18 protein-coding genes and 1 tRNA gene are annotated in these 16,405 nt (G+C 61.7%); 12 read left to right on the top strand and 7 right to left on the bottom strand.

What is annotated here, in order from left to right; all coding sequences use genetic code 11:
• Window positions 1–9: 9 nt before the first annotated feature.
• Together FZZ90_RS06850 and FZZ90_RS06855 are read right to left on the bottom strand one after the other, a co-directional pair.
• Complete coding sequence (locus FZZ90_RS06850) at window positions 10–300, bottom strand: DUF3181 family protein (protein WP_226424959.1); 291 nt, start codon at window positions 298–300, stop codon at window positions 10–12.
• A gap of 42 nt (window positions 301–342) precedes the next feature.
• Entirely contained in the window at window positions 343–588 is a 246-nt protein-coding gene (locus tag FZZ90_RS06855) for a hypothetical protein (protein WP_226424960.1), read from the bottom strand.
• 88 nt (window positions 589–676) lie between these two features.
• Between FZZ90_RS06855 and FZZ90_RS06860 the strand changes: the two genes are divergently transcribed.
• From FZZ90_RS06860 to FZZ90_RS06890, 7 genes are all read left to right on the top strand, one after another.
• Window positions 677–750: transfer RNA gene (locus FZZ90_RS06860), tRNA-Arg, on the top strand.
• 94 nt (window positions 751–844) lie between these two features.
• Window positions 845–2,134, top strand: coding sequence for a serine hydroxymethyltransferase (gene glyA, locus FZZ90_RS06865; RefSeq protein WP_226424961.1), 1,290 nt, complete (start codon window positions 845–847; stop codon window positions 2,132–2,134).
• A gap of 115 nt (window positions 2,135–2,249) precedes the next feature.
• Window positions 2,250–3,392, top strand: a complete 1,143-nt coding sequence (locus FZZ90_RS06870; protein ID WP_226424962.1) for an MraY family glycosyltransferase — start codon at window positions 2,250–2,252, stop codon at window positions 3,390–3,392.
• Window positions 3,385–4,644, top strand: a complete 1,260-nt coding sequence (locus tag FZZ90_RS06875; protein WP_226425044.1) for a competence/damage-inducible protein A — start codon at window positions 3,385–3,387, stop codon at window positions 4,642–4,644. The genes FZZ90_RS06870 and FZZ90_RS06875 overlap by 8 nt, the downstream gene beginning before the upstream one ends.
• A 26-nt stretch (window positions 4,645–4,670) precedes the next feature.
• Window positions 4,671–6,089 carry a 3-isopropylmalate dehydratase large subunit gene (gene leuC / locus FZZ90_RS06880; protein WP_226424963.1) on the top strand — a complete coding sequence of 473 codons (1,419 nt, stop codon included), beginning with the start codon at window positions 4,671–4,673 and terminating at the stop codon, window positions 6,087–6,089.
• Complete coding sequence (locus FZZ90_RS06885) at window positions 6,089–6,703, top strand: 3-isopropylmalate dehydratase small subunit 2 (RefSeq protein ID WP_226424964.1); 615 nt, start codon at window positions 6,089–6,091, stop codon at window positions 6,701–6,703. Before leuC ends, FZZ90_RS06885 begins: the two co-directional genes overlap by 1 nt.
• Window positions 6,704–6,767: 64 nt before the next feature.
• Window positions 6,768–7,211, top strand: coding sequence for a pentapeptide repeat-containing protein (locus FZZ90_RS06890; RefSeq protein ID WP_226424965.1), 444 nt, complete (start codon window positions 6,768–6,770; stop codon window positions 7,209–7,211).
• Here the strand turns inward: FZZ90_RS06890 and FZZ90_RS06895 are convergent, their stop codons facing one another.
• Entirely contained in the window at window positions 7,212–10,016 is a 2,805-nt protein-coding gene (locus FZZ90_RS06895; protein ID WP_226424966.1) for a DUF3769 domain-containing protein, read from the bottom strand. It abuts the gene before it with no gap.
• 137 nt (window positions 10,017–10,153) lie between these two features.
• Window positions 10,154–10,273 carry a photosystem II reaction center protein I gene (locus FZZ90_RS06900; RefSeq protein ID WP_006042333.1) on the bottom strand — a complete coding sequence of 40 codons (120 nt, stop codon included), beginning with the start codon at window positions 10,271–10,273 and terminating at the stop codon, window positions 10,154–10,156.
• A gap of 64 nt (window positions 10,274–10,337) precedes the next feature.
• On the opposite strand from FZZ90_RS06900, the gene FZZ90_RS06905 reads away from it, so the two are divergent.
• On the top strand, window positions 10,338–13,277 hold the full coding sequence (locus FZZ90_RS06905) for a glycoside hydrolase family 38 C-terminal domain-containing protein (RefSeq protein ID WP_226424967.1): 2,940 nt from the start codon (window positions 10,338–10,340) through the stop codon (window positions 13,275–13,277).
• Here FZZ90_RS06905 and psbN read toward each other — a convergent pair.
• Window positions 13,265–13,405, bottom strand: a complete 141-nt coding sequence (gene psbN / locus FZZ90_RS06910) for a photosystem II reaction center protein PsbN (RefSeq protein ID WP_011363291.1) — start codon at window positions 13,403–13,405, stop codon at window positions 13,265–13,267. The two genes, FZZ90_RS06905 and psbN, sit on opposite strands and share 13 nt — an antisense overlap.
• Window positions 13,406–13,489: 84 nt before the next feature.
• On the opposite strand from psbN, the gene psbH reads away from it, so the two are divergent.
• Genes psbH through FZZ90_RS06930 form a run of 4 tightly spaced genes read left to right on the top strand, consistent with a single transcriptional unit; the run spans window position 13,490 to window position 14,819 of the window.
• Entirely contained in the window at window positions 13,490–13,690 is a 201-nt protein-coding gene (gene psbH, locus FZZ90_RS06915) for a photosystem II reaction center phosphoprotein PsbH (protein WP_226402308.1), read from the top strand.
• Between the two features lie 9 nt (window positions 13,691–13,699).
• On the top strand, window positions 13,700–13,930 hold the full coding sequence (locus FZZ90_RS06920; protein ID WP_226424968.1) for a TatA/E family twin arginine-targeting protein translocase: 231 nt from the start codon (window positions 13,700–13,702) through the stop codon (window positions 13,928–13,930).
• 14 nt (window positions 13,931–13,944) lie between these two features.
• Window positions 13,945–14,562: an aminoacyl-tRNA hydrolase gene (pth, locus tag FZZ90_RS06925; RefSeq protein ID WP_226424969.1), complete on the top strand. Its 618-nt coding sequence runs from the start codon at window positions 13,945–13,947 to the stop codon at window positions 14,560–14,562.
• Window positions 14,562–14,819, top strand: coding sequence for a DUF3146 family protein (locus FZZ90_RS06930; RefSeq protein WP_226402302.1), 258 nt, complete (start codon window positions 14,562–14,564; stop codon window positions 14,817–14,819). Before pth ends, FZZ90_RS06930 begins: the two co-directional genes overlap by 1 nt.
• Here FZZ90_RS06930 and FZZ90_RS06935 read toward each other — a convergent pair.
• On the bottom strand, window positions 14,803–15,243 hold the full coding sequence (locus FZZ90_RS06935; protein ID WP_226424970.1) for a resolvase: 441 nt from the start codon (window positions 15,241–15,243) through the stop codon (window positions 14,803–14,805). The two genes, FZZ90_RS06930 and FZZ90_RS06935, sit on opposite strands and share 17 nt — an antisense overlap.
• Entirely contained in the window at window positions 15,240–16,391 is a 1,152-nt protein-coding gene (locus FZZ90_RS06940) for a DUF3084 domain-containing protein (protein WP_226424971.1), read from the bottom strand. The genes FZZ90_RS06935 and FZZ90_RS06940 overlap by 4 nt, the downstream gene beginning before the upstream one ends.
• Between the last annotated feature and the right edge of the window lie 14 nt (window positions 16,392–16,405).

Below are 16,405 nucleotides of genomic sequence, written 5' to 3' on the forward strand. Positions count from 1 at the left end.
ACTGCAACCTTATCCGCAGTACGGCTCGAGGATCTCCTCGAGATCACGAAGCTGGCTGGGGGGGATCAGCTTGGCGAGAGGCAGCTGACTAGCACCCCCAGCCAGCTGCACTTTCACGGCATCGAGTGCCTGCCGCGCCGCCACTTCAGCGCCTTGATTGACACGTGCACTGCATTCGATGGCTAAGGCTGAGGCCAGATCGGCGTCGCCCAGGTACAGATGCCAGCCGCTGATCTGAACGTACAGGCGATCCGCCAGAGCACTCTGAAGGTCCTTTAGGTCGCTGGCGGAGAGGGACATCAGCCCAGGATGATCGAGGAAAGGATTTCATCCATGTTGGCTTTATTCCTCCGGCTTGGGGCGTTGACGAATCACCCAAATCAATTGGCTCAGCCACAGGGTGGCCCAGAGGCCCGTGATCCAGGGCAGGCTCCCCGCAGGGAAGGGATGGCGCATCTCCTGCAGGAACCAACCGCCGCTGTTCACCGCGGCGAAGATGCCGCCGTGCAGGCATAGGTTCACGATGCGCTCGAAATGCCGGTAGGTCGGATCCTCAGGGTTAGCGGGGCCATACCAGCGGATCGGCATTGCTCGAGCTCAGAAACCCCTGAATCCTGACGCGGCTCGGGCCCAGTTGACGAGCGGACCCTCGATGGGGTCTGATGGTTCAGCGCAAGCGCTTGTAGCTCAGCGGATTAGAGCATCTGACTACGGATCAGAGGGTCGGGAGTTCGAATCTCTCCAGGCGCGTTTCAACTGCCCCCACGGGCAGTTTTTTTTTGGTTGATCGGTCGGGCTGATCGCTGCGATTTCTTACGATTGGGCAAATTTTTACTGACATTTCATGGGCCAGGCATCTGGACGCGCCATCGACGCCGATCTGGCTCAGTCGGATCCGGATATCGCCGCGTTTATCAATCAAGAACGGCAGCGTCAGGAAACCCACCTAGAACTCATCGCATCGGAGAACTTTGCCTCCCGTGCGGTGATGCAGGCCCAGGGTTCCGTGCTCACCAATAAGTACGCCGAGGGTCTGCCCAGCAAGCGGTATTACGGCGGTTGTGAGCACGTTGACGCCATTGAGGAGTTGGCCATCGAGCGGGCTAAGCAGTTGTTTGGTGCCGACTGGGCCAATGTGCAGCCCCACAGCGGTGCCCAGGCCAACTTCGCCGTTTTCCTGGCTCTGCTGCAGCCCGGCGACACGATCATGGGTCTTGATCTGTCCCATGGCGGGCATCTGACCCATGGTTCTCCGGTCAACGTCAGCGGCAAGTGGTTCAACGTCGTCCAGTACGGCGTCGACAAAGAGACCCAACGCTTGGACATGGAGGCGATCCGCCAGCTTGCGTTGGAGCACAAGCCGAAGCTGATTGTTTGTGGCTATTCCGCGTATCCACGCACCATCGACTTCGCCGCCTTCCGCGCCATCGCTGATGAAGTGGGTGCCTATCTGCTGGCCGATATGGCCCACATCGCCGGCCTCGTGGCCGCTGGTGTGCATCCCAGCCCGGTGCCCCATTGCGATGTGGTGACCACCACCACCCACAAGACCCTTCGCGGCCCCCGCGGTGGCCTGATTCTCTGCCGCGATGCTGAGTTCGCCAAGAAATTCGATAAAGCCGTGTTCCCTGGCAGTCAGGGCGGCCCCTTGGAGCATGTGATTGCTGCCAAGGCTGTGGCCTTCGGTGAAGCGTTGCAGCCTTCGTTCAAGGCCTACAGCCAGCAGGTGGTTGCCAATGCGGCAGCCCTCGCCGAACAGCTGATCGCCCGCGGCATCGATGTCGTCAGCGGTGGCACCGACAACCACGTGGTGCTGCTGGATCTGCGTGGCATCGGCATGACTGGAAAAGTGGCTGATCTGTTGGTGAGTGATGTGCACATCACTGCGAACAAGAACACCGTTCCCTTCGACCCCGAATCGCCCTTTGTCACAAGTGGCCTGCGGCTGGGAACAGCCGCACTTACCACCCGTGGTTTTGACGTACAGGCCTTCCGTGAGGTCGCTGATGTGATTGCCGACCGTCTTCTCAATCCTGAGGATGATGCGATTCGCCAGCGTTGCCTCGACCGGGTGGCCGCCCTCTGTGAGCGCTTCCCTCTCTATGCCGACAGCAAGCAGCCGGTTCTGGCCTGAGGCTTGGCCTTGGCTTTCGAACGAGCCTCGGCCGTGCCTGGTTGATCGGTTGCAGGCTCTTTAGGATTGGAGCCACTCCTTCTGACCTGGGGATCGTCTGTTTGCTGGAGCCTGCGTGAACCTCTTGGCCAGCCCTATCGCGGTCGCCTCGGTCAGCTTTCTTCTGGCCGCGGTGACCACCATGGTGCTGGTGCCCCAAGTGCGCCGGCTGGGCTTGCGCTTCGGGTGGACCGATCAACCGGATGAGCGCAAGCAGCACATCACTCCAATGGTGAGGCTGGGGGGCATTGCCATGGTCCTGGGTTTTGCCCTGGCTTTGGGGGCGGTGTGGTCCGTGGGGGGGTTTGGCTTGCTTGCCCCGGCCCGGGATCAACTGATCTGGAGCACCCTGGCCGGTTCGCTCTGCTTTTTTCTGATCGGCCTGGCGGACGACCTCTTCGCCCTCTCCCCCTGGCCGCGGCTGGCTGGACAGGTCGCCGTGGCTTGTGCGGTGTGGAGCCAGGGCGTTCGGATTGGAGCGATCGATCTTCCCTGGTTCACCGCTTCAGCCGGTCCGATTGCTCTGCCCGACACCCTCAGCCTGCTGGCCACTGTTGTTTGGCTGGTGGGAATCACCAACGCCATCAACTGGCTGGATGGCCTTGATGGCCTTGCTGCGGGAGTGGCTGGCATTGCCGCTGTCGGGCTGGTGTCCGTCAGCTTTTCGCTGCATCAGGTGGCCGCTGGATTCCTCGCCGCCGCGCTGGCGGGCTGCTGCCTCGGCTTCCTGCGGCACAACTTCAACCCTGCCCGCATCTTCATGGGGGATGGGGGCTCCTACTTCCTGGGATTCACCCTCGCTGCCGTGAGCATCGTGGGACCTGCCAAAGGGCTCACGACGGTGAGCCTGCTGCTGCCGCTGCTGATTCTCTCGCTGCCTCTGGCCGACATGTCGGCTGTGATCATGGGCCGTCTGCGGGAAGGCCGTTCCCCCTTCTATCCCGATCGCCGTCACCTCCATCACCGACTGTTGCGCGCTGGCTTCAGCCATCGGCGCACGGTTCTGCTGATCTACGTCTTCACCCAGTGGCTAGCTGCCTTGGCCCTTGTGGTGGCCAATGCTGAGATGCGCTTCCTCTGGCTGGCTTTGGCCACGGCCATCCTCGTGGCCACGGTGGTTATCAGCCGTCGCCAGTTGCAGCACGAGCGAGCTTTGATGAACACCAACCCCTGTCCCACCCCTGCTGATCCCGCTGCCCTTGGCGAACCGCGTGGCTGAATCGGGTGTTGAAATCCTGTGCGTGGGTACAGAGCTGTTGTTGGGCGACATCCTCAACGGCAATGCCCGATGGATTGCAGAACAGTTGGCAGGCCTGGGGCTGCCGCATTACCGCCAAACCGTTGTTGGCGACAATAAAGATCGTGTGATCTCTGCCGTACGGGAGGCATCGCAGCGCTGCAGGGTTCTGGTGACGACAGGAGGTTTGGGCCCAACCCCCGATGACCTCACCACAGAGGCCCTTGCTGCTGCTTTCGAGACTCCCCTGGAGGAGCGGCCCGAACTCTGGCTGGAGATCCAGCGGAAGTTATCGGCGGGTGGCCGGCCGGTTGCTCCCAGCAACCGCAGCCAGGCTTATCTGCCCCGTGGAGCGGATGTTCTTCCAAATCCAAAGGGGTCGGCACCGGGAATGATCTGGTCGCCCCGACCTGATTTCACGATCCTTACCTTCCCGGGGGTGCCTGCGGAAATGCGGGTGATGTGGACGGAAACGGCCGCCCCCTGGCTTCAAGCCAATGCTGGGACTTCCGGGGTGTACGTGAGCCGTCAGCTCCGTTTTAGTGGCATTGGTGAATCCGATCTGGCTGAGCGCGTTGCCGATTTGTTGGCGTCCGCCAACCCAACGGTTGCTCCCTATGCCTCTCTCGGAGATGTGAAATTGCGGCTCACGGCCTGTGCTCCCACTGCCGATGCCGCCGCTCAGCTGTTGGTGCCGCTGGAAGCTGAGCTGCGCCGTCGCACAGGGAACAACTGCTACGGCATCGATGAGGACAGCCTGGCGTCGGTGGTGATCGACCTGCTTAAGCAAAGGCACCAGACGATGGCGGTGGCGGAGTCCTGCACCGGTGGTGGATTGGCGGCAGCCCTTACGGCTGTTCCAGGCTCCTCGTCGGTGTTCCAGGGTGGCGTCGTCGCTTACAGCAATGCGGTGAAACAGGCCTTGCTTGGGGTGTCGCGGGATCTGCTCACGGCCCATGGTGCTGTTTCCCAGCCTGTGGTTGAGGCGATGGCTCGGGCAGCCCGGGAGCGCCTGAACTGCGACTGGGCGATCGCGGTCAGCGGTATTGCCGGCCCTGGCGGTGGCAGTGCCGAGAAGCCCGTGGGCTTGGTGCATCTGGCCTTGGCTGGTCCCGATGGCTGTGAGGCCTGGGTGCAGCATTTCGGTGAGCGGCGGGGTCGGGAGGCCATTCAGAAGATGAGCGTGATCCGTGGCTTGGACCGTCTGCGTCTTCGCTTGCTCGCTCAGGTTTAGGGTCGACGGTTCTTGCGGCTGAACTGTTGAGTTCCGGCACCCTCTACGACAAGGTGTGGGACCTGCATCGGGTGGCGGAGCTCCCCGGCGGATCCACCCAACTGTTTGTCGGTCTGCATTTGATCCATGAGGTCACCAGTCCTCAGGCCTTCTCGGCTTTGAAGGACAAGGGCCTGACGGTGCGCTGTCCTGAGCGCACGGTGGCCACGGTGGACCACATCGTGCCGACCACCTCTCAGCAACGGCCGTTCGCCGATCCGTTGGCAGAGGAGATGCTCAGCACTTTGGAACGGAACTGCCAGGAGCACAGCATCCCTCTGAACAACATCGGCAGCGGCCGGCAGGGCATCGTGCATGTGATTGCCCCGGAGCTGGGCCTAACCCAGCCGGGCATGACGGTGGCTTGCGGTGATTCCCACACCTCCACCCATGGCGCCTTCGGGGCGATCGCCTTTGGGATCGGCACGAGTCAGGTGCGCGATGTGTTGGCCAGTCAGAGCCTGGCCATGAACAAGCTCAAGGTGCGCCGGATTCAGGTGAATGGCCTTCTTTCAGAGGGTGTGTCGGCGAAGGATCTGATCCTGCATGTAATCCGCCACCTTGGTGTGAAGGGCGGCGTTGGCTACGCCTACGAGTTCGCCGGCTCGGCCATCGAGGAGTTGTCGATGGAAGAGCGGATGACCCTCTGCAACATGGCGATCGAGGGGGGAGCCCGATGCGGTTACGTCAATCCCGATCAGGTCACCTTTGAGTATCTGAAAGGTCGCCCCCATGCCCCTGAAGGTGACGCCTGGAGCCGCGCTGTCGCCTGGTGGAGCTCCTTGGCCACTGATCCCGACGCAACGGTCGACGACGAGGTGGTGTTTGATGCCGCTGCGATTCCACCCACGGTGACCTGGGGCATTACACCCGGCCAGGGACTGGGGATCGATGAAACGGTGCCCAGCCTTGATCAACTGGATCCAGGGGAGCGTCCGATTGCGGAGGAGGCCTACCGCTACATGGATCTCCAGCCGGGAACGGCCATCGCTGGGGTGCCTGTGGATGTTTGTTTCATCGGCAGCTGTACCAATGGCCGTCTCAGCGATCTGCGTGCGGCTGCCGAGGTGGCCCGTGGGCGCCAGGTGGCTGAAGGCATCAAGGCGTTTGTGGTTCCCGGCTCGGAGCAGGTTGCGAAGGCTGCTGAAGCTGAAGGGCTGGATGCGGTGTTCCGTGCCGCAGGCTTTGAGTGGCGGGAGCCCGGCTGCTCGATGTGTTTGGCCATGAATCCGGATCGGCTGGAGGGGCGTCAGATCAGCGCCAGCTCCAGCAACCGCAATTTCAAGGGTCGGCAGGGATCGGCCAGTGGCCGGACGTTGTTGATGAGTCCAGCAATGGTGGCCGCAGCTGCCGTTAACGGTCGTGTGACCGATGTCCGTACTTTGATTTCTCCGTCCGCATCGTGATGGCTCTCTTCCCGACTGGTCCGGTTCAACAGGTGAGTGGAACGGCGATTGCCGTCCCCGGTGAAGACATCGACACGGATCGGATCATTCCGGCACGATTCCTCAAATGCGTCAGTTTCGAGGCGTTGGGCGACCAGGTGTTTGCCGATGACCGTCTCGAGCTCTCCGGTGAACATCCCTTTGATCAGGCCCGTTATCAGGGGGCCTCGATCCTCGTGGTGAACGGCAATTTCGGCTGCGGTTCCAGCCGTGAGCATGCACCTCAGGCGTTGATGCGCTGGGGAATTCGCGCGGTGGTTGGGGTCAGTTTTGCCGAGATCTTCTACGGCAACTGCCTTGCCCTTGGCATTCCCTGTGCAACGGCAGCCCCGGAGCAGATCAAGGCGATTCAGGAGCAGGTGGATCGTGAGCCGGGACGCTCCTGGAACCTGGATCTCGCCGGTTTGCAACTGACCTCAGCGGAGTCCAGCTGGCCTGTGTCCATAGATCCTGGTCCTCTCGACATGCTGCGCAGTGGTCGTTGGGATGCGACGTCCCAGCTCCTGGACCATGGCCCCCAGGTTGCGGAATTGATGCAAACACTGCCCTACATCAACCAGTTCGCCTCTGACTAACAGTCAAGTGCGACTCCTGTGTCTATGAAAGAGATAGGAGGTCGCATTTGGAGGTCGGATCTCAATGGCTTATTCGCTTTCGCGGTTGTTGTTGCCCCTGTTGCCGCTCTTGGTTGTTGCCGGTGTTGTTCCTGCTGGGGCCGTTCCGCTTCAGGTGCAGCCCCATGATCCGTTGGATCGCAGCTGTCCTGGCTGTGATCTCCGCCAGGCGGATTTCCGTCAGGCCCATCTCATCGGTGCTGATTTTCGCGGCAGTGATCTGCGCGGCGCCGATCTGAGGGAGGCGAATCTTGAAGGTGCTGACCTGACGGGAGCGTTGCTGGAAGGTGCTGACCTGCGGGGAGCCAACCTCAGCAATGCTGAGCTGTCTGGCGTGGACCTGCGCAATGCCGATTTGCGGGAGGCTCAGGTGATCAATGCCTATGCACCGAACGTGCAGACCTCCGGCATGCGCTACGCCGGAGCTTCACTGTTTGGCAGCGATCTGATCATCGGGGGTGCTGATTGATCAGAAGGGTCGATCCGCGTTGGTGGTTTCCATCCAGTTCGTTGGGGTGTAGGGCACAAATGGCACGCCTGTGCCCTTGAAGTCAAAGTCGTTGAGCCGGAAGCGAACGCCACCAATGCCCTTGTAGGGATTGAAGTAGACCCCTACGTCGTAGCTGCGCCGTTGCCAGCGCAATTCGATGTTGGAGTTGACGGTTTTTCCGTAGTACTTCGAACCGGGATCGACGTTGTAACTGACGCCGGTGCTCAGAACGACCGGTCCAACAATCTGTTGGGTTAGGCCGACCCCAAGGGTGGCGAGATCGACGTTCCGATCGAAGTCGAACGGGCTGTCGCCGTTTTTCAGGGATCCGCTGCCGACGATCGAGATCTGCGTGAAATCGAGGAAGGGCTTGCTGAAGGTGCCCAGGGTGATGGTGGGGCCTCCGCTGAGACTCAGGGTCTCCTGGTGACGGCCATCGCCGTACACCGCAATTGAGGTGTTGACGTTGGTGTTCAGGCTCAGCCCCGGAACGATGGGGACGGGGGAATAGCGATAGGCCGCTGTTGGAATGAGCTCGGCTGTCTTGCCTTTCAGCAATGGAATCTTGCTGGTGACGGAGGCGAACAAGCTGCCACGCCCACTGCGCAAACGGCGGTCGCTGTTGAAGCGGTCGGCGTCGTAGTCGCCGATGGCACCGCGAATCAGGTAGTCGTGGTCAACCTCGCCTGTCGACCAGCTGCCCTTGGTCTCGGCATAAACGCCATAGGCCGCATGGATGTTGGTTTCACCGAGGGAGCCATTCCAGGTGCGGTAGCGGTAAGCCCCGAAAAGATTGGTGTTCAGCACACCCAAACCACCGAGGTTGATATCCCGGCCGAAACTTCCCCAGTAGCGGCTGCTGCTGAGGATGTCCGTGGGGTCGAAGCTGCTGATATCGGCGTCGACGTTCAGTTCGTAATTCCCATAGCGGCCGCGCATTTTGGCGTCCAAGCCAAACAAATCTGCGGCGCTGTTGAAGTCGCCATCAATGGCGCGCTGAACCATGAACTGCGGTTGAACGGACAGCTCAGTGCTGGTGCCGATGGTCAGCGGCTTGAGGTTGCGTCCCACAAAAAGGCCACCGCGGTCTCTGTTGTCGATGCCTACAACGAAGCGGTTCTCAACTTCCTCTTCCTTCTGGATGAGTTGTCGACGGGTGACCGGAATGGGTAGCCGCTCTTCGACGATCAGCCGGTTGCGTCGCGCCGAGATCAGCACGTCTCCATTGGCTTGTTCGCGGGCGATCACATCTTCTGCATCGATCCTGGTTTGCGCTGGGGTAAAGGGATCGTTGCTGAAGCCCATGCGATCGGCTTGCCAGCCATCCGCTGTAACCAAGACTTTCGAGGCCTGAACTCTCCAGCGGCTGATCGTGCCATTGAGGAAATTTGTGCTTCCCAGGCTCTTCAATTGAGGAACCTTGACCACGCCGAAGCGGTTTTCATCTCTGACTGAGGAATTCAGGCGTTGAACGGGGATGCCACTGCGCCGTTCGATGCTGAAGCTGCCCTGGAGGTCGACGTCTGAGATGCGTTGGTCGATCTTGGCGATCGCCTCAGTTCGCATGGCCTGCTGCTCGGCTGGCGAGATCGTGGGTTGTTCCGTTTTGTCGCCGCCGTTCACATGACGCTGGGGGGCTCCTCCATCGCCGAGGGCAATCGAGTCGAGACGCTCGGAGAGGGAGGAGGGCTTGACGCGCTGGCCGCGATCCGGGTCGTCACACTCCGGCAGTGGCGGCACCATGGCGCTCTCCGGCTTGGGTGTATCCCGTCCCCAGCGGTAGCGCAGGCCCAGCAAGTAGGCATTGCTGCCCTCAGTGACGCCTCCATAGGTGCCGAATGCACCGGAGCGGTGGTGAATCCGGCCAACGAGCGAGAGGTCGGAGGACACTGCTGCCTCCACCTCGAAGCCGAGATAGTTCAACAGTTGGGTGTAGTTCTCGCGGAATGTTTTCTCGTAAAGGCTGACGTTGGAGTTGTAGCTGATGCCTTCAACAACGCTGAAGCTCAGCCAAGGCTGAACCCAGACACGCGCTCCGATTCCAAGCACCCCTTCGCCGAAGTTCTGTGCGGGCAGATCGGCATAGGCCTTGCTCTGGTTGAATTCGCCCCCCTGTTGCTGCTTGGCGATGTGGCTGAACAGGTCGGCCTCAAGTTCAATGGCGAATGGACCAGCGCGCATGATCCGTTTCTGCACGCCGACGCCCAACACGGCTTCGGGACGCATTCGACCGTTGAACAGGAAGGTGTCGCCGAAGGCGGCATCAATCATCTGACCGCCCCAGGCCGTGACTGCCCAAGGTTGCGGATGCCAGTCGGGAACCGGAGGAAGCAGCGGCGGGCATGCCACAGGAGGCATGTCTTCAACGCTTGCTGGGGTGGGTGACTCAGGCGGGGCTGATGGTGTTCGAGAGGTTGTTAACGGATTGGTGAGGGGCTCCTCAAGGTCGATCACTCCGTAAACATCATTGAGCTGACCTTCGTTTTGAACGAGGTTGTAGCGAAAGCTCGATGCTTGAAAAAATTGCTTGCCACGTCTGAAACGGACGGCGCCGCGGGCGTAAAGCGTGCGATAAGCAGCATCAAATTCGATGCGATCAGCGCGTAGTTCAGCGTTTCCGAGCTGAACAGAAACGTTGCCTTCGGCGATCGTGGCCTTGGACTTGGTGTCGGTGTATTGGCGATCGGCACGAACGTTCAGGCGCGCCGGCGCTGGAGCAACTGTCTCTGACGTTGATTCAGCTGAACCGGCCGTGACGGGCAACACAGAAACCGACCCTGTCATCAGGGTTCCGGTCAATGCAAAGAGAAGGCGGTGCGCCGCCAAGGCAATCCTGCTGCGGCCAATGAGCTTGCCAGCTCATTTCAGAAATCACGGTCCGATCAGACCAGTGTGTGGCGCGGTCTGATCGAAGGGGTGAATCAATCTTCCAGGTCTTTGCGGCTGGGGGTGCGGCTTGGATCGCTCGCAAGGAACCCGAACACGAAGATGCCGAGGAAGAAGAAGACGACCGAGTAAACGGAGATCTTGAGGGCGAGCATGGAGACCGACCGGCGTCTGTGACTAGGGCATCATCCTATGGGGCATGACAGCGTCAGCAGGGGTATGAACCCTGATCAGGTCGGTCGATCGGAGTGGATTGAAACGTTTCGCAGTCGCTCGCGTCGTGATCTGCGCGCAGGGTGGCGCCGCTCAGGTGCCGCCCAGGCTGGGTTTTTCCTCGATGAAAGCTGGGGAGCAAGGCATCGTCCCGACTGGGCCAAACGTGGTCTGCTGATTTGGCCAAGAGGGCGACAGTGGCTGCGGCTTGAGCAGCAGTTGAGCTGGCCTGATGGCTGGTCTGCCAGTGATTTCTGTAGTGCTCGGCTGGTGCTGAGCTGGTGGGCCGAGCAGATGCGGCTCTGGGTGGATGGCGTGCTGGTTCATGAGGGAGATCTGTTCGATACCGCCTGTCGCTGGCCTTTGCCTGAGGCTTGTCGTGAGGGGGCGGCGCTGGATCTTGTCCTGGAGCTCTGCAGCCCTTTGCATGACGACGGAGCTCTGATCAGCAGCCATCTCGATCTGGAGCCGCAGGCCGCTGGCCCTGATCCCGAGCGCACGTTGTTGCCTGCGGCCTTGGAACTGCATCTAGCGGCGGATGGAGACCTGCCGTCGCATTGGGCGGATCTGAATCCCAGCGGTGTTGAGGCGCAGGCCGCTGTTGCAATGCACCTGGATCAGGTGGACCCTCCACGAGGGTCGTTGCATTGGCTGGGTCATGCCCATCTCGATCTGGCTTGGCTCTGGCCGGTCGCCGATACCTGGCAGGCCGCTGAACGCACCTTCCGATCAGCGTTGGCTCTGATGCGTCGCTGGCCCGAGCTGCGCTTTGCCCATTCCACGCCGGCCCTCTACGCGTGGATGGAGCAACATCGCCCGGCTCTGTTCGCGGAGATCCAGGTGGCCAGCCGCGCCGGTCGCTGGGAACCGATCAACGGCCCCTGGGTGGAGACCGACTGTGTGCTGGTCAGCACGGCGTCGTTGTGGAATCAGTTTGTTCTCGGTCAGGACGACAGCCGGCGCCGCTTCCCGGAATGGACCCATGAGCTGGCCTGGTTGCCGGACAGCTTTGGCTTCGCTGCTGGCCTGCCTGCGGTGGCGGCAGCCACCGGTGTGCGCTGGTTCTGCACCCACAAGCTGGCCTGGAATGCTGAGAACCCTTTCCCCCATCGTTTGTTCCGCTGGCGCGGACGGGGACGGTCTGAACTGCGCAGCCTGATGCTGCCGCCGATCGGACGTCGAGCTGATCCTGTGGAGATGCTGGTAGAGCAGCGGGCATGGCATCAGGCCACGGGGCTGGAGGCGGCGCTCTGGATTCCGGGCGTTGGTGATCACGGTGGTGGCCCCACCGAGGAGTTGCTGGCGCAGATCGAGCTCTGGGAGGGGCAAGCAGCCGCCCTGCCCGCCCGTGCCGGCACGGTGCGGGAGTTCCTGACAAGCCTGGAGCAGGACGATCAGGCCTGGCCGGTGTGGCGTGATGAGCTCTTCCTGGAGTTGCACCGCGGTTGCGCCACCAGCCGTCCCGATCAGAAGCGCCACAACCGAACGCTTGAACGGCTTTTGCGGGAAGCCGACACTGTTTCGGCCCTGTTGGCCATGGCCGGCCGGGATGGCGGTGGCAGCGATTGGCGCCCGCTGTTGTTTCAGCAGTTTCACGACATTCTTCCGGGAACTTCGATCCCGGAGGTGTTTGAACAGGCGGAACCGGTTTGGCGCTCGGCCCGGCGCCAGGCCCGCCGTGAGCGCGACCGGCGGCTGGCAAGGCTGCCTCGTTCTAAGGGCACAGCGGCGGAATGGAGTTGGTGGGGTCTGCAGCCCTTGGCCTCCTGGTCGCCTCTGGTTCGTCTTCCGGTGGGGTCGTGGTCAGCCAACGCCGTTTCACTTCCGCAGCAAGCGGCTGCCGGTGGTGGCACCTGGGTGCAGTTACCGCGTCAGCACGGGACTTGTTCTGTGCCGCTCCGGCGAGAACCAGGGTTGGCGTCCGGCGCTGCTCAGCCCCGTCAGCCTGTGGTCATCACGTCGCTTGGGTCGGGAGTTTGGCGCGTGGGTAATGGTCTGATCGATATTGACGTCTCCGCGGCAGGACTGCTGGCTCTGCGGGATCGCGATGGACGGAATCAGTTGTCGTCCCCCCTGCAGTTGGAGCGGTATCGGGACCGGGGCGAATTCTGGGATGCCTGGGATCTGGCGGCGGACTACCGATCCCAGCCCTTGGGTGTCATGTCCATGGATGTCGTGGAATGGCTCGATCAGGGGCCCCTGGTGGCCCATCTGGTGCTGCGGCGCCAGCTCGGCGCCAGTTGCATGCGTCTGGACCTGCGGCTGAAGGCCGACACGCCCTGGTTGGAGCTGATCTGCAGTGTCGACTGGTGTCAGACCCATGAGCTGCTGCGCCTGGACCTGCCACTGGCGACCCCTGCTGTCCGTATCGCTGCCGACACCAGCGGGGGGGTGATCGAACGGCCCGCTGAACCGATGACGGCTCGAGAACAAGCCCGCTGGGAAGTCCCTGTGATCTCCTGGTTCGCTTCGCAGTCGCCAGCTCCCGGAGGCGGGATGGCTGTGTTGCTGGACGGTCCCCAGGGTGTGGATTGGTCTTCAGACCGACTCGGCATTTCGCTGCTGCGGGGTCCGACCTGGCCTGACCCCAGCGCTGATCAGGGGTGGCATCGCCAGCGTTTGGCCCTTATGCCGTTCTCCGGCTCCTGGAGTGATGCCGGTGTGCCGCAGGCGGCAATTGCGTTTCGCGAGCCCGGGTGGTGCGCGGCTTTGCCTGCGGAGCTGCGTCAGTGGTTCCCATCGCTGCCGCTTCAACTCACGCCGGTGGCCTTGGAGCGCCATGTCGACGCTTGCCTGCTGAAGCTGCTCAATGCGGGGTCAGCGCGCTGCTGTTGGACCCCCGGTGCGGGGTGGAGTGTCCGCAGGCAGGCTGATTCCAATGCTGCTGATGCCGTGGTGATCGCTCCGGGAGAACTCGTCTCTCTGGTGGTTGATCAGTCCTCGTGATCGTCGAACGGGTCGTCGAGTGCTTTTGATGGAGGTCCAAAGGCCTGGTACACGCCAAATCCGGTGAGTCCGAACAAAACGGCGAGCACGCCAATGGCGACGGACAGGGCTGGGGACGACGTTTCCATCACATCTCTCGACAGGATCAACCCCGAACCGGAGTCGGCCCCTACAGTATCGAGACTTCAAACCACCCGAGACCCGGCGTCGCCATGGCACAACGCACCCGTCTGGGAGACCTTCTCCGCCCACTTAACTCCGAGTACGGCAAGGTGGTACCCGGATGGGGCACCACTCCGGTGATGGGCATCTTCATGGTGCTGTTTCTTGTGTTTCTGCTGGTGATTCTTCAGCTGTACAACAAGTCCCTCATCCTCGACGGCATCAACGTGAACTGGAACGGCCTCGGCTGATCAGCACCCATGAACATCTTCGGCGTCGGTCTCCCCGAAATGGCGGTTATCGGCGCCGTTGCTCTTTTGGTCTTCGGGCCGAAACGGTTGCCAGAACTTGGCCGGACCCTCGGAAAAACCCTGAAGGGCTTCCAATCCGCGTCCAAGGAATTCGAGCGCGAGATCAACAAAGCCATGGCTGAGCCGGAGGTGTCCGGTGAGGCTGCGAAGCCGGCCGAAGAACTTCCCCCCAGCGACTGAGTTGTTCCAGCGGTATGACCACTGATCTCAAGCTGGTGGTGGGACTGGGCAATCCGGGGGCGAAATATGCAGGCACTCGTCACAACATCGGCTTCATGGCCCTAGAGCTTTTTGGTGAGCGCTCTGGATTCAGTTTTCGTCAGCAAGCCAAGTTGCATGGTCTTGCAGCAGATACAGGGGTGGGTGAGCAGCGGTTGCGCTTACTGATGCCCCAGACCTACATGAATGACAGTGGACGCGCGATTCGTGCTGCCCTTGATTGGTTCGGGCTGGAGCCCCACCAACTGCTGGTGCTGGTGGACGACATGGATCTTCCGCTCGGTCGTTTGCGATTGCGGGCCCAGGGCAGCGCCGGTGGCCACAACGGCTTGCGCAGCACCATTCAACATCTCGGGACTCAGGCGTTTCCCAGGCTGCGGATCGGCATTGGTGCACCAGCTGAGAATCCTGCTGAGCGTCGCGCCCGAACGGTGTCCCATGTTCTTGGCCCGTTCAGCAAGGTGGAGCAACCTTGTGTCGGCGCTGTTCTTGATGCTGTTCTGGACGGGATTCAACGTCTTCAGCGCCAGAGCTTTGAGCGTGCTGGAACCTGGATCAACGGTTTTCGCTATGACCTGGAGCCAGTCGACTGATGCCGGCTCTCCCGGCGACAACGGCCCATTTGCGGGTGCTCCGCCAGTGTTTTCAAGCCAAGTGCGTGGAGGGTGAAGTCTCAGCTGGAGGCTTCGAGTGGCAGTTCTCCTGGGCCTTTGACCGCGGCGAACTGATGGTGGAGCCGTCCTTGGGACGAGCCCTGATTGAGGATGCCCTTCGGCGGTTTCTGGTGCGTTCTGATTACAGGCTGGAACCGGGGGGTGACTACACCTTCATGGTTAGGGCCAGGTTCTGAGCGAGAACGTGGGAGCAGGCACCGGCCATTTCAGGCGGCACTGCAGGTGCTCCTCGAGCATCACCAAAGCGGCCACGGCATCCAGATCCACCGGTGGAATGCGCAGTCCTGCCGGCAGCATCCGTCGCCAACCTCGAGCCGGCCACAACGTCCAGTAACGCTGTCTTGCCCTCAGGGTTGTTCCCTGTTCAGGAATCACGGTGAGATTGCCCAGCCATTCCAGTCGCTTGATCCAGGCTCGGCTGCCCGTGCCGTCGCCGATCAGGATGCGGTCGAGAGCTTGGTCGTGATTCCACTTCTCCAGCCAGGGTCCCACAGCGTCCGGGGCCAGCACATGCCCTTCGCGCACGAGGCCGAGCTGAAGATCAGCCAGCACAAGACCACATTTGCAGCGGCCTGGATCGAGAACGGCCACCCGTTTCATGGGGATGGCTGAATTGTGACGACGACAGGATCGGCGCTGTTGCTGACCCCTGCGGAAATCACTTCCAATCCAACGCTTTGGCTGGGTCCTTCCATCAGGGTCTGGGCCAGTTGGGAGAGGGCTGATCCATCGAACTGAAGGCCCTCGCTCAGCGATCCTCTCCGCTGCACCTCGGCATAGGCCGAGGCCAAGAGAAGGTTCAGTCGTGTGCGAATGCCCTCTGGCGTGCGTTCATCCGGTGGCAGTGTGGTGGTGGCCAGCACGTCTCCGCGTTGGGCCACTGGCCGGTTGGGACGCACCTCGGGGAAGGCGTACACCGCTGTTTCACCCCGCAGCACATTGGTGGCGGAGCGCAGCGAGATCACCCAGGTCTCTGGTTTGCGGATGATGCTTTGCAGGCGTTCAACATCGCTGCGCGGAACGCGGATCAACTGGCGTTCGGGGGCTTCGCCAGGCCGCACTTTCCCGTAGGCGTTGAGATTGGCCTCCTGCAACAGCCTGTCCACAGCCTGTTTCGCCTGGTCTGGGGCATCGAGTCGAACCGTTGCTCTCGCCAAGGTCTGTCCGCTGCTGATCACCACCGATCCACGCCTCAGGGCGACCAGATTGCGTTCCAGTTCCTTGAGTTCCTGCTCACCGGCACGGATGCGGCTGCGAACGCTGTTGAGTTCGGCTTCCGTCCGCTGGATGTCCGCATCGCGGGAGGCGATGTCCTGGCTGAGGCGTTCACGTTCAGCTTCGAGTTGGGCCCGCTCTTTCTGAAGAGGAGCCAGTTCAAGGCGCAGGGTGTTGGCCCGTTGCTGCGATTGCTTGAGCTCAGTGGCTATCCGCTTGGTTTCCGTTTGGGTCTTGTCCCGTTCCCGCTCGGCTGCCTCGAGCTGTTGCCGGCTGTCCTGGAGTTTCTCCTGCAGGGCATCCAGTTCAAACAGGCCCACCCGCAACTGCCGGCTCACCAGCAGCATCAGGCCAAGCGAGAGTGCGCTGATCAGGCTGCCGGTCAGCACCGTGATCAAAACGGCGGTGCGCCTTGGGCGCATCCTGAACAAACTGAGTCGCGCTTTGCCGACGCGGCTGCCCAAACGGTCGCCCAGGGTCGACAGCACGCCCCCGAGCACCAGCAGAACCAGGATCAGTGCCCAGCCGCTCATGGCTGCACCCGTCG

Origin of the sequence: Synechococcus sp. MU1617, from assembly GCF_020514235.1 — a bacterium.
GTDB lineage: Bacteria > Cyanobacteriota > Cyanobacteriia > PCC-6307 > Cyanobiaceae > Parasynechococcus.

What these genes read in the sequence shown, in the direction of transcription:
- FZZ90_RS06850 (WP_226424959.1), bottom strand. Translation starts at nt 300, where the DNA reads ATGTCCCTCTCCGCCAGCGACCTAAAGGACCTTCAGAGTGCTCTGGCG.
- FZZ90_RS06855 (WP_226424960.1), bottom strand. Translation starts at nt 588, where the DNA reads ATGCCGATCCGCTGGTATGGCCCCGCTAACCCTGAGGATCCGACCTAC.
- glyA (WP_226424961.1), top strand. Translation starts at nt 845, where the DNA reads ATGGGCCAGGCATCTGGACGCGCCATCGACGCCGATCTGGCTCAGTCG.
- FZZ90_RS06885 (WP_226424964.1), top strand. Translation starts at nt 6,089, where the DNA reads ATGGCTCTCTTCCCGACTGGTCCGGTTCAACAGGTGAGTGGAACGGCG.
- FZZ90_RS06890 (WP_226424965.1), top strand. Translation starts at nt 6,768, where the DNA reads ATGGCTTATTCGCTTTCGCGGTTGTTGTTGCCCCTGTTGCCGCTCTTG.
- FZZ90_RS06895 (WP_226424966.1), bottom strand. Translation starts at nt 10,016, where the DNA reads ATGACAGGGTCGGTTTCTGTGTTGCCCGTCACGGCCGGTTCAGCTGAA.
- FZZ90_RS06900 (WP_006042333.1), bottom strand. Translation starts at nt 10,273, where the DNA reads ATGCTCGCCCTCAAGATCTCCGTTTACTCGGTCGTCTTCTTCTTCCTC.
- FZZ90_RS06905 (WP_226424967.1), top strand. Translation starts at nt 10,338, where the DNA reads ATGAACCCTGATCAGGTCGGTCGATCGGAGTGGATTGAAACGTTTCGC.
- psbN (WP_011363291.1), bottom strand. Translation starts at nt 13,405, where the DNA reads ATGGAAACGTCGTCCCCAGCCCTGTCCGTCGCCATTGGCGTGCTCGCC.
- psbH (WP_226402308.1), top strand. Translation starts at nt 13,490, where the DNA reads ATGGCACAACGCACCCGTCTGGGAGACCTTCTCCGCCCACTTAACTCC.
- FZZ90_RS06920 (WP_226424968.1), top strand. Translation starts at nt 13,700, where the DNA reads ATGAACATCTTCGGCGTCGGTCTCCCCGAAATGGCGGTTATCGGCGCC.
- pth (WP_226424969.1), top strand. Translation starts at nt 13,945, where the DNA reads ATGACCACTGATCTCAAGCTGGTGGTGGGACTGGGCAATCCGGGGGCG.
- FZZ90_RS06930 (WP_226402302.1), top strand. Translation starts at nt 14,562, where the DNA reads ATGCCGGCTCTCCCGGCGACAACGGCCCATTTGCGGGTGCTCCGCCAG.
- FZZ90_RS06935 (WP_226424970.1), bottom strand. Translation starts at nt 15,243, where the DNA reads ATGAAACGGGTGGCCGTTCTCGATCCAGGCCGCTGCAAATGTGGTCTT.
- FZZ90_RS06940 (WP_226424971.1), bottom strand. Translation starts at nt 16,391, where the DNA reads ATGAGCGGCTGGGCACTGATCCTGGTTCTGCTGGTGCTCGGGGGCGTG.